This window comes from Gordonia sp. NPDC003425 (genome assembly GCF_053588635.1).
In genome coordinates this window covers 265,360-279,057 of the sequence record NZ_JBSFQI010000006.1, presented here as the reverse complement: position 1 = coordinate 279,057, position 13,698 = coordinate 265,360, and the positions used below count along the sequence as shown (strand labels likewise).

General features: G+C 66.6%; 13 protein-coding genes, 2 pseudogenes and 1 other annotated feature. Of the genes and pseudogenes, 4 read left to right on the top strand and 11 right to left on the bottom strand.

What is annotated here, in order from left to right:
- Positions 1-286: 286 nt before the first annotated feature.
- Positions 287-657, top strand: a pseudogene (locus ACWDTD_RS10335) (IS3 family transposase); the annotation flags it as partial.
- Positions 426-558, top strand: a sequence feature (AL1L pseudoknot). Its footprint overlaps the pseudogene before it by 133 nt.
- A gap of 38 nt (positions 658-695) precedes the next feature.
- On the opposite strand, the gene ACWDTD_RS10330 reads toward ACWDTD_RS10335, so the two are convergent.
- Complete coding sequence (locus tag ACWDTD_RS10330; protein ID WP_449747016.1) at positions 696-1,127, bottom strand: IS3 family transposase; 432 nt, start codon at positions 1,125-1,127, stop codon at positions 696-698.
- Positions 1,128-1,226: 99 nt separating this feature from the next.
- On the opposite strand from ACWDTD_RS10330, the gene ACWDTD_RS10325 reads away from it, so the two are divergent.
- The 3 genes and pseudogenes from ACWDTD_RS10325 to ACWDTD_RS10315 all read left to right on the top strand — a co-directional run bounded on the left by ACWDTD_RS10325 (position 1,227) and on the right by ACWDTD_RS10315 (position 2,075).
- Entirely contained in the window at positions 1,227-1,628 is a 402-nt protein-coding gene (locus ACWDTD_RS10325) for a DUF5313 domain-containing protein (RefSeq protein ID WP_449746992.1), read from the top strand.
- Positions 1,629-1,683: 55 nt separating this feature from the next.
- Positions 1,684-1,836 (top strand): annotated as a pseudogene (locus ACWDTD_RS10320) (Lsr2 dimerization domain-containing protein); the annotation flags it as partial.
- Positions 1,782-2,075, top strand: coding sequence for an Lsr2 family DNA-binding protein (locus tag ACWDTD_RS10315; protein ID WP_449747015.1), 294 nt, complete (start codon positions 1,782-1,784; stop codon positions 2,073-2,075). The pseudogene ACWDTD_RS10320 and the gene ACWDTD_RS10315, both read left to right, overlap by 55 nt.
- A 49-nt stretch (positions 2,076-2,124) precedes the next feature.
- Here ACWDTD_RS10315 and ACWDTD_RS10310 read toward each other — a convergent pair whose 3' ends face one another.
- The 10 genes from ACWDTD_RS10310 to ACWDTD_RS10265 all read right to left on the bottom strand — a co-directional run bounded on the left by ACWDTD_RS10310 (position 2,125) and on the right by ACWDTD_RS10265 (position 13,580).
- Positions 2,125-2,931, bottom strand: coding sequence for a glycoside hydrolase family 16 protein (locus tag ACWDTD_RS10310; RefSeq protein WP_449746991.1), 807 nt, complete (start codon positions 2,929-2,931; stop codon positions 2,125-2,127).
- Positions 2,928-4,073, bottom strand: a complete 1,146-nt coding sequence (locus ACWDTD_RS10305; RefSeq protein ID WP_449746990.1) for a glycosyltransferase family 4 protein — start codon at positions 4,071-4,073, stop codon at positions 2,928-2,930. Before ACWDTD_RS10305 ends, ACWDTD_RS10310 begins: the two co-directional genes overlap by 4 nt.
- Before the next feature lie 50 nt (positions 4,074-4,123).
- Positions 4,124-4,912 carry a serine aminopeptidase domain-containing protein gene (locus ACWDTD_RS10300; RefSeq protein ID WP_449746989.1) on the bottom strand — a complete coding sequence of 263 codons (789 nt, stop codon included), beginning with the start codon at positions 4,910-4,912 and terminating at the stop codon, positions 4,124-4,126.
- A 4-nt stretch (positions 4,913-4,916) separates the two neighbouring features.
- Positions 4,917-6,080 carry a glycosyltransferase family 4 protein gene (locus ACWDTD_RS10295; protein WP_449746988.1) on the bottom strand — a complete coding sequence of 388 codons (1,164 nt, stop codon included), beginning with the start codon at positions 6,078-6,080 and terminating at the stop codon, positions 4,917-4,919.
- Positions 6,077-7,309 carry a hypothetical protein gene (locus ACWDTD_RS10290; protein ID WP_449746987.1) on the bottom strand — a complete coding sequence of 411 codons (1,233 nt, stop codon included), beginning with the start codon at positions 7,307-7,309 and terminating at the stop codon, positions 6,077-6,079. Before ACWDTD_RS10290 ends, ACWDTD_RS10295 begins: the two co-directional genes overlap by 4 nt.
- A complete protein-coding gene (locus ACWDTD_RS10285) occupies positions 7,306-9,045 on the bottom strand; it encodes a hypothetical protein (RefSeq protein ID WP_449746986.1) in 1,740 nt (579 codons plus the stop codon). The genes ACWDTD_RS10290 and ACWDTD_RS10285 overlap by 4 nt, the downstream gene beginning before the upstream one ends.
- Positions 9,042-10,730, bottom strand: coding sequence for a glycosyltransferase family 2 protein (locus ACWDTD_RS10280; protein ID WP_449746985.1), 1,689 nt, complete (start codon positions 10,728-10,730; stop codon positions 9,042-9,044). The genes ACWDTD_RS10285 and ACWDTD_RS10280 overlap by 4 nt, the downstream gene beginning before the upstream one ends.
- On the bottom strand, positions 10,727-12,046 hold the full coding sequence (locus ACWDTD_RS10275) for a lipopolysaccharide biosynthesis protein (protein ID WP_449746984.1): 1,320 nt from the start codon (positions 12,044-12,046) through the stop codon (positions 10,727-10,729). Before ACWDTD_RS10275 ends, ACWDTD_RS10280 begins: the two co-directional genes overlap by 4 nt.
- 33 nt (positions 12,047-12,079) lie before the next feature.
- Positions 12,080-12,892 (bottom strand): glycosyltransferase family 2 protein, encoded by an 813-nt coding sequence (locus ACWDTD_RS10270; RefSeq protein WP_449746983.1) that lies wholly within the window; start codon positions 12,890-12,892, stop codon positions 12,080-12,082.
- Positions 12,893-13,154: 262 nt separating this feature from the next.
- Positions 13,155-13,580 carry a hypothetical protein gene (locus ACWDTD_RS10265; protein ID WP_449746982.1) on the bottom strand — a complete coding sequence of 142 codons (426 nt, stop codon included), beginning with the start codon at positions 13,578-13,580 and terminating at the stop codon, positions 13,155-13,157.
- Positions 13,581-13,698 lie beyond the last annotated feature (118 nt).

The window sequence follows — 13,698 nt, the reverse complement described above, 5'->3', positions numbered from 1 at the left end:
CCCGGTCCTTGAGTTCCTCACTGTACTTGCGTGGTGCTGCCATGCTCTCCATCCTTCACAGGTTCGAGAGCCTCCGACAGACCCGGGGCGGTTCACTTCAGTGACCGCACGGAACCGGACCTCCACGGTCACCCGTGCGGCGATCTCGGCGTCGGAGTCAGATTCGGCAGAGGAAGACACCCCGACACTCTGGCCGCAACCACCGACACCGACACCGACAAGAAACGAAATGTCAACGGTGTCCCGACGACACGACGTCAAACATGTCCCGAGCCTTTACACGTCATCAGTGCGGTCGTGGGTTCGAGAGGCCGACATCGATGACGGCCACACCCCGAGTGTGTCCCCACGGAAGCCGCTCGGGTGAAAGAGCTGGAACAGCAAGTCCGAGAAATCAAGCGCGCCAACGCGATACTGAAGCGGCCAGCGTCCTTCTTCGGGGCGGAGCTCGAGCGCCAACACAAGAAGTAGTCGCCTTCGTCGACGACCAGCGGGAAGAGTTCGGGGTCGAGCCTCATCCCCACTGCCTTGCGCAGCGCAGGCGTGCGAATGGCCCCGAGCACCTACTACGACATCAAGAGCCGTCACAGCCCCTGGGCGCCAGCGAAACGTGACGCCGTCGTGGCGCCGACGTCACGACAGCTGCGGGAAGACAACTAACTCATCGACCATGCCCGAGGCTGCCAACACCTCGGCTACCTCGCAGTCGAACGCGGCTCGACCAGCTCAGACGGCCGGTGGTCGTCGTCGTTGCCCGCTGCTTGTCGTCTAACAACATGCTCATAGATCTTCCTCTTACTAATGAGCACTGGACTCACACAGACCATCTGACACGCCCAATCCCTGCCACGTACGCACGTACGTGATGTCCACCACCCACAGCGTATTTTCTGTTGCTCGGCAACGAACTTCCGCTTCACCAAGTCTGCGGGTTTCTCAGCGGACGGATCCGGTCGGGTGGTGAAGACAGTCCGGCCGCGGTGCCCACCACGCACCCCTGCCAGCCACATCAGCCAGCGGGTCTGCTCGCGACCGACGTCATGGCCGTCCCGACGCAACGCGTGGTGCATCTTGAGCACGCCGCACACGCCGAAGTTGGCGGTATGCACAGTCTTGATCACTTCCACTAACTGCACATCCCGCACATCCACCGGCTTCGGCCCACACTTGACGGCCCGCTATACTACTCGGTAGCACGCTACTGATTCGCTGGATCTGAGGAACTCATGGCCGAGAACACCGCCCGCCCCAGGGGCTGGCAATACGTCCGCTACTGCTACGGCGCCACGCTGCCGCCGTCGATGCGCGATTGGGTGGCCAAAGATCTCGCCGGCAGGGGCGCCGCATGGCGCATGGTGGTGCGCTGGGCCATCCCGTGCATCCTGCTGATGCTGCCGATGCTGTTCGTGCCGGCCGACTGGGGAGTGCGATTCATCATGTTCGCACCCATCCCGATCGCCTACGTGTTCTTCTCGGTCGCACTCAACACGATCTATCGCCGCCACCGCCTCGAACAGCACGGACTCGATCCCGAACTCGTCAAGCACCAGGAACGCATCCGCAATGCCGACCTCTACGACGAGTACCACCGCAAGTACCGCGGACAGAGTCGGAACAGCGGCGTCTGACTCGGTAATGCGAGTGACCCACCGGATCGGGACACGTCGTTCGATCGGATGACAAATGCGCTATCGTGTTCGCGTGGCTACCATCCAATCAATCGCCTTCGTGGACGACCTCGACGGCAAGGAAATCGACCCCGACGACGTCCACACCATTTCGTGGTCGTGGCTGGGCGTGGAATATCAACTCGACGTCTCCAGCGCCAACCTCGAGAAGGTCGAGACCGGCAAGATCACCATTGCCAAATTGCTGGAGGTTTCCACACGTGTCGGCGGTCGCAAACAGTCGACTGCTCCTCGCACCGCCAAGCCACGCGGCACCAAAACGGGGGCGGCAGCCGACTCCGTCGCCATTCGCGAATTCGCGAATGGGCCACGGCACAGGGATATACCGTCAGCGCCCGTGGGCGACTGCCGAAGGAAATCGTCGAGGCCTACGGCGCTGCGCACTGATGTAGTTGCCTACTGGCAGTAGCTGTTTCGCGATCGGATGCGTGCCGTTTCACGGCCGGTATTGTGCTGCCCAATCCACCTGCATCTGCGCGCCGGGTACCGTCATCCCACCGAAATTGTCGAGCTGCAGACACAGGTGCATCGAACCGCGTGGAAACCGCGACACATCGGTGCTCTGCGCCCACATCACTCCGTCGACAAAGACCGAGATCCGCGTCGGAGTCCATTGCACGGCGTAACTGTGCCACTGCAGTCCATTGATCGTCCTCGAATGGGATTCAACGTGGTTGACCGCACCGAAATGCAGGTTGTATTCCAGGTTGGTGCGCATCGGGTCGCGGATTTCCATGAAGTCGATCTCGCCGCCGACCGGCCATGCATTGTCGTTGGGCCAGAGGAGGGCCACCGAATGATACGCCGGTGCGGACATCGACGATCTGATACACGTCTCCCACGCACCATATTTGCCGACGTATCCCGTCTTCTGCGCGATACCACCGGAATTGCCCAGCGAGTCCGCAGTGAACGTGAGCATTCCGCCGGCCACCGACAACGCCGCCGGTGTGCGCCGCCCGTGCCCGCCATTGCCCGGACCATCGTAGATCCACCAATTGTTCTGTGACGACGCAGCATTCGTGAAGTCGTCACGGAAGGCGACGTTCCTCCACCCCTGAGTCCGCGCTGCGGTCTGCGGACAGTTCTCGCCCGCGACGAGTGTTGCCTGCGGTGGGACGGCCCCCGCCGGGTCCTTGTCGCACGCAGCCAGCAACTGGGTCGCGAGCAGCGCGACGAACGTCATCGACCACACTCGACGACGCCCGGCGTGGCGGCGGTTGATCAGCGACATCGCATTCATCGGTTCGGTGCCTTGTCCTTCAGGTGGCGAGATTGGTTGAGGTGGGGATCGTCGGGGTCGATCATCTGCGCGTACAGACGCCGGTAGTGTGCCACGGATTCGCCCCACGACGACGGGTCGTCGAACCGCGAACCCGCCATCGCCGCCAACGTCTGGAGTCGAGCCCGCAGCGCGTCCACATCATCCGGTGCGAAGAACACGCACCCGTCATAGTCGCGCGCCGCGTCGACCAGCGCCGGCACCGCCGACACCGCAACGGGCAGTCCCAGCGCCATCCCCACGTGCAGCGGGCCGCTGGCCGACGAGCGCCGATACGGCAGCACCAATGCATCGGCGCCGGCCAGCCACCGCGCGGCGTCGCGATCGGTCACATACCGGTTGACAAAGGTGATGCGATCACGGTGCGGGCTCTGCGCGATCAACTCGCCGGGAAGTGTCCAACCTTCCCACGTCTCACCGATCACCGTGAGCCAGAAGCGATCCACGTCGGGCAACGTGTTGAAGGCACGCACCAGATCCTCCAACCCCTTATAGGGGCGGATGGTGCCGAAAAACGTGAGGTTCACACACTCGGCCGGCGCCTCCCGCAACGGATCGCCGCCGGCATAGTTGGCGAACGGACCGTGCCGGATCACGTCGACGGGACGATCACCGAGCGGCTGCGCCGCGGCCAACGGCGCCCGGTCGGCCTCGGAGTGGATCACGTACCCGTCGATCATCGGGGACATCAACCGCAGCATCACCCGGGTGTACAAGGGCACCAACGCGATTCGTGCTTCTCCGGTGTCCTGCAGCTCATGCATCTCGAACACCACACGCGCGCCGCGCAGCCGGGCCACCACGAGCAGCAACAGATAGAGATGCGCCACGGCACCGGTCCACCACTGCACGGCCACCAGGTCGGGCCGTTCCCGCCAGATCATGCGCCACGCCCCAAGAATCGACGGCATCACCCACCAGTCCACCCCGTCGTGCACGCGCACATCGTCGGGATACCGGTATTCGGCGATGCGGTGACCCACCCGCCGCGCTCCCGGATAGAACCTCCGCGGAACCAGTTGACGCATCAGGATCACCGACGTCCGGTGCTCGGCACTGAAAGCGGTGGCCAATGCGTAGGTGTATTGACTGATTCCGCTCATGAACCGGGTCCCGGAGCCGATCACCATCACCCGCTCCGGCTGGTCGCAGACTAGCGCGGGTCGAGACCCGAGAACCATCGCAAGATGTCCTTTCCCTGGATGCACGACGCGTCGAGGTGCTCGCCGGTGCACTCGACCGTCGAAATGTTGGCCACCCCTCCGAAACGTGAGCCGAACAGGTCGGCGTTGGTGGGTGTGAGCACCAGTTGGTCTCGGTCGGCGAGGTAGAACCGGAAATCTTTGCCGCGCAAAGACTCCACCGGAAGATCCACCGGGCTGGTGCGCACATACTGGGGATTCACCTGATGCGCGACGGCCAGATACTGCGCGGGCCCGACGTTCAGATTCAGCAACGGATTGATGCCCGCCAGACCGCGGATGGTGTGGTTGCGGTCCTGCGCCATCAAGTTCACCGCGGCCACCGCGCCCATCGACTCGGCAACGAACAACACCCGATCGGTCTTGAAGTTCGATTTCGCCGCCGCGATGAGCGCGGCATAGTCGGCCTGCGATGCGCTGTTGCCGTACGCATTACCGCTCGCGGAGCTCGCCGCCACAGGATAGCCGGCGTCGGCGAACGCGGTGGTGAGTTCGCGATGCGCCCCATCGGATTCGATCACCGTCTCGTCGCGGTCGAGGCCGTGGAAGTAGATCACCACGCCGTTGACCGGGGTTCCGGCCCGATAGAGCGCCAGCACCCGCTGTCCGTCGATGGTGGTGTTGAGCCGGGCCAGACGCGACACCGGCGCCGACGAGTTGGTGCAGGCGGTCAGCATGGCAACGATGCCCAGCAGCATCGCGACGGCTGTCAGCATCAGCCGCCTGGTCGTCGAGTTCATCGGCTCACCTCGCGAGTTCTCGGTACAGAGCCGCGAACCTGTCGGCGCGGACCTCGGCGGTGAACCGTTCGTACACACGGTCGCGCCCGGCCGAGCCGACGCGCTTGGCGAGGTCCGGATCGTCGAGGAGTGTGCCGAGAGCCCTGGCCAGACAGGCGACATCGCCGGGAGGTGTCAGCAGTCCCGTTTCGCCGTCGTCGATGAACTCGGCGGGCCCCCCGCTGTCGCAGGCCACCACGGGAACGCCGCATGCCTGGGCTTCGAGAATGATCATGCCGAAGGGCTCCTCGTACGACGGGCAGGCCAGCACGTCCACCGCACGCAGCACACCGGCGACGTCGTCGACCTGCGTCAGGTACCGGAATGCGTTGCCCAGCAGTTGTTCGCCGAGTTCCCGGAGCCCGGTCAAACACTCTCCGGCGGCGTCCTTACCGGGTGACCCCACCAGCACGAGCTGGGCCGCACTGCCCGACCAGCGCATCAGCGCGACGGCACGGATGAGGATGTCGAGTCCCTTCTCCGGATCGATGCGGCCGACCGCGGCGATCACCGGATCATCGGGCGAGTCGGCAATCTTGCTCCGCCAACTCGAGGTGCCGTGTGCGTCACCGAAACGGGTGAGGTCGACGCTCTGCGGGATCACCACCACGTTCCCCCGCGCCCAGCGCGGCAACTGGTCGCGCACCGCGCCGCTGACGGCCACCGCCCGCCCGGCCAGCACCGCGGCCACGCCCATCGCCCACCGGCCGATTCCCGGTGCCACGATGTCGTGCAGTTCGATCACCGATCCGGTGCGGGTGAGGCGGCCGACGAGAGCGCAGTCGAGGTGGGTGATCAGCCGGTTGGAATGGATCACGTCCACTCTGCGCCGACGGGCCAGCGCTCCGATGCGCACGACGGACATCAGTGTCCGCGCGGGCAACGATACGGATTCACGCACCCCGCTGTATCCCTCACCCGAGTTGGGCCGAAATCCCTGTCGCCGAGGAAGACACAGTGCCACGAAGTCGAGACCCCGAGCGCGCCAGACCTTCTCCAATCCCCCGCCGGTCACGGTCGCCAGCATCATGTCAACGTCGCGCTCGCCCATGAGGGGGGCGATGTTGAGCAGACTCTGCTCGGCGCCGGTGACCTCCGACTCCACCGTCACCACCATCACCCCGGTCATCGCGAACCTCCCGGGCCGGCGGACGAGGGCCGCCCCGGATCCTCGGCCATGGCGGCGAACACCTTGTTCAGCAGTTCCATGTCGACGACGTTCCGGTGCGCGCAGGCCGAGAGGATGGTGACCTCGTGGGAGTGGTTGAATGCCACGGTGACACCGGTGGGTCCGGCCGGGGCGGCGGTCTGCGCGAGGATCGCCGGACCGGAGTCGGAGAACGGCAGCGACATGCGCGACACGTCACCCACCTGGGTGATGGTCAAGGCTGCCGGTGCGTCGCGAACGACCGAGGTGGGCGGCCGCTGCGGCGCTCTCCGGCCACCCACGCGGAGCGAGGTGAGCACCTGCGCGGCCACCGGTCGGCCCGACTTCAAGGTGCTCCGGATGGTGGCGGCCACCTCGCTCGCGGTGACACCGCTATCCACGCTGATCGGCACGGTGGCCACGAAGTTGCCGTCGATCCACTGATCCCCCAGGTACTTTCGCAGATCGACCATGATGTTGACGGTCGGCTCGATCTGCAGGCCGAACCGGGTGCAGCGGTCGAGCAGCATCGCACTCAGCAGCGCGAATCTGCTGATGCGCTCTCCCCTCTCGGCGGCCGCGGCAACGGCGGCGTCGAGGGGGCCGTTGGGCACCGTGGCAAATGCCGACCCGACCGCCGGAGCCCATGGCATACGTACCGGGTCCCCAGTGGGTGCAGTGCCTTTCGGCCTGTCTCGGATGGCGGCGAGGAGCCGATCGGGATGCCGCACGAATGTCCGGGCCGCCGCGTGGAGCAGCGGGGCGCTGCCGCCCGGTTGCGCCTGCCACAGGGGATAGTCCGCCGACACCGCGGCACCGGCCACCGCCTCGGCCATGGCGGTGTTGTTCCGCCCGTCCCACAGCCCGTGGGTGGATACCAGGGCGATGTGTTCGGGGTAGCAGACCACCGACACCGGGGTGGGCAGCGAGGCGTCCTGGTACAGGTCGTCGAGTACCTGCTCGATCGTCGCCCTGGGAGCCCACTCGCGTTGTGTCACTGCGTCATCGGGCAGCGACGGCCGCACCAGCCAGTGTCGTCTGTCGCCGCTCAGCGCCCACGTGATGCGGCTGTTGGGGTTGAGACGCGCGTAGGCATGGAGCCTGCGGCGTACTTCGTCGATTCCCGGCACGGGCAGCGGGCCGAGTAGGTAGACGGTGCGGGCGTCGAGCCACGGGCGGTCGCGACGTTCGATACGGACGGTTGTGTTCACGGTGTTCCTCCCTGATCGGAGTGATCGGAGTGATCGAAGCGGTAGACCCAGACGTCGGATTGCGCCACCACGGGTGTCCATCCGGAATCCGATCGCAGGTGCTTCTGCAGGTTGTCCATGGCGTTTCCGGGGAACACGCCGAAATAGTTGCCGTAGGCCTTCATCGGTGTGCTCAAGACGATGTAGGTGGGTTCGGCGCGCGCATCGACCAGCGACATCAGCGTCCGGTAGCTCTCGGGGGAACCGAAGTCGGTGGGGATCAGGCCGGTCGCGAAGATCATCTCGTGATCGAAGCTGTCGGCCCACTCGGCGTACGCCACGTAATTGGCGTCGCTGCGCTCAGGCCACGCCGGAACCATCGGTGTCATGTACGCGGGAAGGTCACCACGATCGAGCAGCGCGTCGGCGACGGTGAGCTGCGGCCGGGTGATCAGGTTGGTGTACCAGCTTCCGAAGTACGCCTGCGCGGCCATCGCGGTGGCCATCAGCAGCGCGCCGAACGCGACGACGAGTCGGCGCCCGTGGGCCCGCAGACCGCGTACCCACAAGGGCGACAGTACGATCGCGCATCCCGGCAGGGAGTAGAGGAACACCCGGAAGATGGCCTCGCCGCCGTAGCCCTGCCCGCCCAGGATCAGGATCGGGCTCAACGCGAGCACTGCGGCCGCCCAGAACTCCTGTTTGCGGCGCCACCGCGTCGCCAGCACCACCACGGTGGCCACCCAGATCGATCCGGTGAGGCCGCGCATCACCCAGCTCGTCACCCGCTGACCGGTGGCACCGATGTTGGCGTCGTTGGTCTTGACGTTCTTCAGGACGTCCAGCGACAGGATCGAATAGTTGCTGGTGACATCGAGATTGGTGAGCAGAAAGGCCACCAGGATCACCGCCATCGGGACCAGCATCCACCAGGGCCGCAGTTTGCGGCCCACCACCAGCAGCACCGCGGCCAGCAGCACCCAGTACGGCGTGAGCTGATGGGTGATGGTCAACGCCGCGAACAGCACACAGACAAGCACCACACCGGTGCGGCGGTGACGGCCGAGACCGACGAGGATGAGGATGCCGGAGGTGAGGAGCATGCCCATCGCCTGCGGCGAAAAGTAGTCCTGCTCGACCCAATTGAGCGTCACCACGAGGAAGGTGGCCATCAGCGCCTGATCGCGGGTGAGCCGCCACGCGCGGGCCACCGCGTACATCAGGCCGGCCAGCGCCACGTGGAACACCGGTGTGAACCAATGCGCGATGTCGACCGCGGAGATGCCGGTGAGGTCGGAGAACCATGCCGTCAGGGCGAACAATCCCGGCCAGCCGTTGTAGATGTCCACCCCGTGCGCCAGCGCGCGGTGCTGCGAAATGTAGTCGACGACACCGAGATGCTTGTACGTCCAGGCATACATGGGCACCTCGGTGCTCACCACCCGCGGCAACCGTAGGCAGATGATCATCACCCCGATGCCCGCCCAGCAGGCCGCTGTGTTGCCGCGGCGCAGCGCCATCCCGAATCCGCAGGCCGCCAATAGGATCGATGCCGCGTACACCGGCGATGCCGACGCCAGTAGACCGAACAGGCTCATCGGTGAGTCCCGGATGGTGGTGACCCCGTACCCGAATGCGACCAGCGCCGCCACCAGGATCAGCCACGGCAGGCCACTGCGCCGGGGTGGGGTGCGAGCGGGCTCGGCGCGCGAATCAGTGGGTGCTGTCGAGGTTTCGACGATGGTGGCGGTGCTCATGTCGCCACCCGCCCCGCCCGCTCCGATAACCAGAACCTGCGCAGCAACGCACCGGCGGCGGTGACACCGGCCAGTACCAGCATCGTCGCCGTCGGCCGGTAGACGCCCAGCAGCAGCGGCAGGTTCACCGCGAGGATGGTGATCGCCACCCCGGTCACCGGGATCAGCGCGGCGCGCGCGTAGCCGGGCAGGCGAGGGTAGAACGACAAGATCAGCGCGCCCGGCCCGAGGAGTACCAGCGCGAGGGTCGCCACCGCGCGAATAGCACCGGGCAGCGCGGGCAGGGCGCCGAGCAGGCCGAGCACACCGAACACGAAGGCGATCGACGTCATCTGTGCCTGCACGACGGGACCGGGCGGGTCACCCCACATCGTCTGGTGCCGGATGTCGAGCCGCCGCCCGAGTGCGGTCGCCGGGGTCTTGAGCGGCGCGGCGATCCGGCCCGCCCACCGGGCCCGCATCAGCGCCCACGGGCCACGCAGAAAGCCCTCCCGTTCGCGGTCGGTGACGTGGTCGAGCGCCGGATCGGCGGTGCGTGCCGCGGCGTCGTCGACGACGATCACCGACCGCATGTGCCGGAACCCGGCGGGAACGCGTCGCATCACCAGCAGGGCCGTGCGTGGCCGCAGCACCAGTTTCCACATGAGCGCGGTGAGTCCGACGGCGTAGTTGTAGAGCTGGGCGTCGAGTTCCCCGGCGGTGCGGCGATGGCTGTGCCAGATCAGCGCCGACGGTTCCCGGACGAGGACATGATCGGAGAGCAGCACGCGGACGAACATGTCCATGTCCTCGCCGCTGCCGGTGGGCGCTCCGGCACCGAGCGCCTCGTCGAAGCCGCCGAGTTGCATCGCGACGTCGCGACGGACCGCGAAGTTCGCGCCCGTGCCGAACTGCGACACGTGGAGCGGGAACAGGTCGTCGTCGAGTTGTTCGCGCAGGTCGTAGGTGGCGGGCGCCCAGTGCTGCGCCCACCCCACCCGGCGGTCGAAGTACGACTGTGCCGGAGTGAGCAGCTCCGAGGTGGGCACCATGCCGCACACGCACGCGACGCGCGGGTCCCGCGCGAAGCCGGCGGCGATGTTGGTGAGCCAGTGCGCATCGACCACCACGTCGTCGTCGGTGAACGCCACGATGGGGTGCGCCGCGGCACGCAGGCCGGTGTTGCGGGCCACCGACAATCCCTGACCGGGTGCATCCACGACGCGGACCGGCACGCCGACGTGCTCGTCCACCACCGCCGCGGTCAGCCCGCTGGGCGGATTGTTGTCGACCACCACCACCTCGAACTCCGGGTAGTCGAGCACGTCGAGGCTTGCCAGCATGGTGCGGAGGTGATCGGGCCGGTCGCGGGTGCAGATCACCACCGAGATGGCCGGTGCCGGTGCGGCCGGTGCGGTGGCCGGGACGGCCGGCAGGGCGTGCGCGCGGTCTCGCAGATCGGTGGTGTCGACGAGACCGTCGACGATCGGCACCTCGAGAAAGCCGACGGGTGTGCCCGACCGGCGGATCAACAGCCGGGCGGTGGTGAACCGTCGGCCGTCGACGAGGTCGAGGGCATCGACGGTGAGGGTGTCTTGTTCGATCTGGCCGACCCACACCGCACCCGGCCACAGGTCGAGATCGTGTGGCACGTCGGTGACGGGTTCGACGACGACGGTGGTGACGGCACCTGTCGGTGTGGTCATGTGGTTTCCTCCTGGCGGGTGTGTGCCCGCGTGGTGATGACGTGGTGGGCGGCGGCGGCAACGCTCAGCGCCAGCTGATGGACGAGTAGCGCGACGGCCCCGCCGAGGGCGCCGAACCCGTGACACAGCACGGGCAGCAGTGCGAGCATCAGCACCGCGGTGAATGCGTTGAACACCAGCGGCATTCGTAGGTTTCGTCGTGCCTGTTGGATGGCCGTCCACACCAGGTAGGGCACCCGGGTGAGCGTGCCGAGGCACAGTACGACGATCACGGGCAGCGACTGCTGCCACGGGTAGGCCGGGTTGAGGATCTGCAGTGCGGGGGGTACGACGGCGATGGCCACCACCGTCCCGGCCAGGGTGATCGTCGCGGCCCGGCGCAGGATGGTGCGGGCCATCGCGTCGGACTCCTCGGGCACCCCGGACGCGTGCACCACCAGCGACACGGCCATCGACGCACCGATGAAGTCGAAGGTGGCCACGATGGTCAGGCACAGCGCGAACAGTGCGCCCTGGCGGGGGCCGGCGAACACGGTGACCAGGAACGGTGTGAGGGTGAGCAGCCCGAGCCCCAGCGACGACAACGAGATCGTCTGCCGCACGACCCGATTGAACTCGGGGATCGATTCGTGCACCGAGACCGAGCCCGCCTCCGGTAACCGGTCACCGCTGGTGATGAGCCTGCCCAGGATCGGCCGCAGCACCAGTGCCACGGCGAGGACCGCGATCACCGCCGACAATTCCACCGCGTGCCACGACACGGTGAGGACGAACACGACGAGCAGCGCGATCTTGCCGAGACCGGCCCCCAGGTTGGCCAGCGGAACCCACCGTGCCCGTCCGATCGCAACCATCGTGGAGTTCTGCAGGGTGAAGGCACCCCACGCCACCACGCCCGCCGCGATGAGGACGCCCACCGCCACCGATCCGCGGATCTCGCGCAACAGCGAAACGGCCACGGCGGCACCGAGAACACCGGCGATCACCGAGAGCACCAGAAACAGCCGCTGCCCGCGTCGATACACCTGGGTGCGTCCGCTCCCGGTGGCCGGGAGCAGCGCGGTGTACGCGTCACCCACCCCGGCGGCGACCACCGAGGCCAGCGACGTGATGACCGAGAGCACCGCGGTCATCACGCCGAGCTGATGCGGCGGGACGAGTCGCGCGGCGACTGCCCAGAACACCACTCCCAGAGCGGCATTGCCGATCGACGAGAACGCCACCGCGATCGCGTCGCCGTGCAGCCTCGCCGAACCGAAGCGTTCGTCGGAACCGCTGTGTGTTGTGTGCGTGCCGTGTGTTGTTGTGCCGTCCACGTCGTTCGGACCCCGATTCCGAGCGAAGTGGCGTCAGGAGGCGGACGTCGCGACTGGCGCCCGCGCTGACACCGTTATGGGTGGCTCCAGCCGGTGTGTGGCGAATTCCCTTCGGATGGTGCGTAATACCCGCATACCGTCGCTGATCGCGTTGAGGTTGCTCACCCCGTGGATGCGTTCGGATTCAAAGCTGGGCACCTCGACCATGCGCAGCTCGCTGGCCGCCACCCGCACGTTCATCAGCGTCTCCACCTCGAAACCGTCACCCCACTGGGGATGCGGTAGGTGCGACGCGGGCAGGTTGATCACCCCGAGGCAGTGGCGCCAGAAGGCGTTGTACCCATAGCAGAGGTCGCTGAAACGACTTGCGAACAGGCCGTTCACGATGGAGTTGAGGCCCCAGTTGCCCATGCGGCGGATGCGCGTGATGTCGGCGCTGCCGCCGCATCGGGTGAAGCGCGACCCTTTGGCGAAGTCGGCGCCCCAGGTCAGCGCGTTGACGTACCGCGGGATCTCCTGCGGGTCGGTGCTGCCGTCGGCGTCGAGCATGACGATGATGTCGCCGGTGGCGGCCTCGAATCCGCAGCTCAGCGCATTTCCCTTACCCTTGCGGGTCTGCGTCACCTGCACCGCGTCGGGCCACAGCTGTCGGCTGACCTCCACCGTGTTGTCCGAGGAGTGCCCGTCCACGACGACGAGCTGGTCGATGTCGTGTGGCATCCGTTCGGCGACGTGCGGAAGGTTTCGTGCCTCGTTGAGCACCGGTAGGACGACGGAAACTGTTGGCCGTGAATGCCTTTCGGGAAACTCGTCCCAGATCCCGAAAAGCTGGTCGATTGGTGCCATGAAGACCCTCCAGGGTCATTGAACTCATGGGCTGTGCAACGCAAAGTCGGCGTCGGTGCGGATTGCGACATGAACGCAGAATCCGACCCACGCGTAATTCGACATCAGCGAGATAGCCCCGACTCTCTCGCTGACCGCCGCCCCGAAGGAGCGGTAGGGCCGATGTTTCCACCGCTAAATATCGGCCGCAACTCGAGCATGACGTGACGCAGGGCGGCCTCCCGGTGTTTCCCGCCTCACGCACCGAGGTAAGCGAACTGGGTCACAACCCCGAGCAGGTGCTGCCGAGGTCGAGTGGCGCCGACACGTCGGCCACCTTGCCCACCCACTTGCCTGACGATTGCTGCCGGGCGGCGAGCACGTACCGTCCTTCCACCACGGGCGACCAGTGGAACACCGCGATACGACGTTCGGGCACAACGGTGTTGGTGAATGTCAGCAGGCCACCGTGACGCAGCCGGGTGGGCTGGCGGACCGAGAACACCACCGGCCCATTGCCGGTGACTCGCGCCGTCACGGTGTAGGAGCAGCCGGCGCCGTACTTTCCGGTACCGCCGGGAGGGGCGATCCGCAGCGACGACACCGCGCCGTGCGCGGGTGCACTCGTCACCGTCGTCACCGCCGCCGCCGACAGACCCGCTGCCACCGCAACGATCGGAATCCACGCGCCGCGTCGCAAACACCCCATGGTCCCGGGACTCTACCGGCTCGGTTCACACTGCGTGGATGGGTTACACGCTGCAGGGCCGGGGGTCTCGCGGGGCTTCTCTGCTCCCGCGGACCGTCGACCACCCGCGCGAGCGGAC

What these genes read in the sequence shown, in the direction of transcription:
- ACWDTD_RS10270 (WP_449746983.1), bottom strand. Translation starts at nt 12,892, where the DNA reads ATGGCACCAATCGACCAGCTTTTCGGGATCTGGGACGAGTTTCCCGAA.
- ACWDTD_RS10280 (WP_449746985.1), bottom strand. Translation starts at nt 10,730, where the DNA reads ATGACCACACCGACAGGTGCCGTCACCACCGTCGTCGTCGAACCCGTC.
- ACWDTD_RS10305 (WP_449746990.1), bottom strand. Translation starts at nt 4,073, where the DNA reads ATGAGCGGAATCAGTCAATACACCTACGCATTGGCCACCGCTTTCAGT.
- ACWDTD_RS10295 (WP_449746988.1), bottom strand. Translation starts at nt 6,080, where the DNA reads ATGACCGGGGTGATGGTGGTGACGGTGGAGTCGGAGGTCACCGGCGCC.
- ACWDTD_RS10265 (WP_449746982.1), bottom strand. Translation starts at nt 13,580, where the DNA reads ATGGGGTGTTTGCGACGCGGCGCGTGGATTCCGATCGTTGCGGTGGCA.
- ACWDTD_RS10300 (WP_449746989.1), bottom strand. Translation starts at nt 4,912, where the DNA reads ATGAACTCGACGACCAGGCGGCTGATGCTGACAGCCGTCGCGATGCTG.
- ACWDTD_RS10285 (WP_449746986.1), bottom strand. Translation starts at nt 9,045, where the DNA reads ATGAGCACCGCCACCATCGTCGAAACCTCGACAGCACCCACTGATTCG.
- ACWDTD_RS10325 (WP_449746992.1), top strand. Translation starts at nt 1,227, where the DNA reads ATGGCCGAGAACACCGCCCGCCCCAGGGGCTGGCAATACGTCCGCTAC.
- ACWDTD_RS10310 (WP_449746991.1), bottom strand. Translation starts at nt 2,931, where the DNA reads ATGAATGCGATGTCGCTGATCAACCGCCGCCACGCCGGGCGTCGTCGA.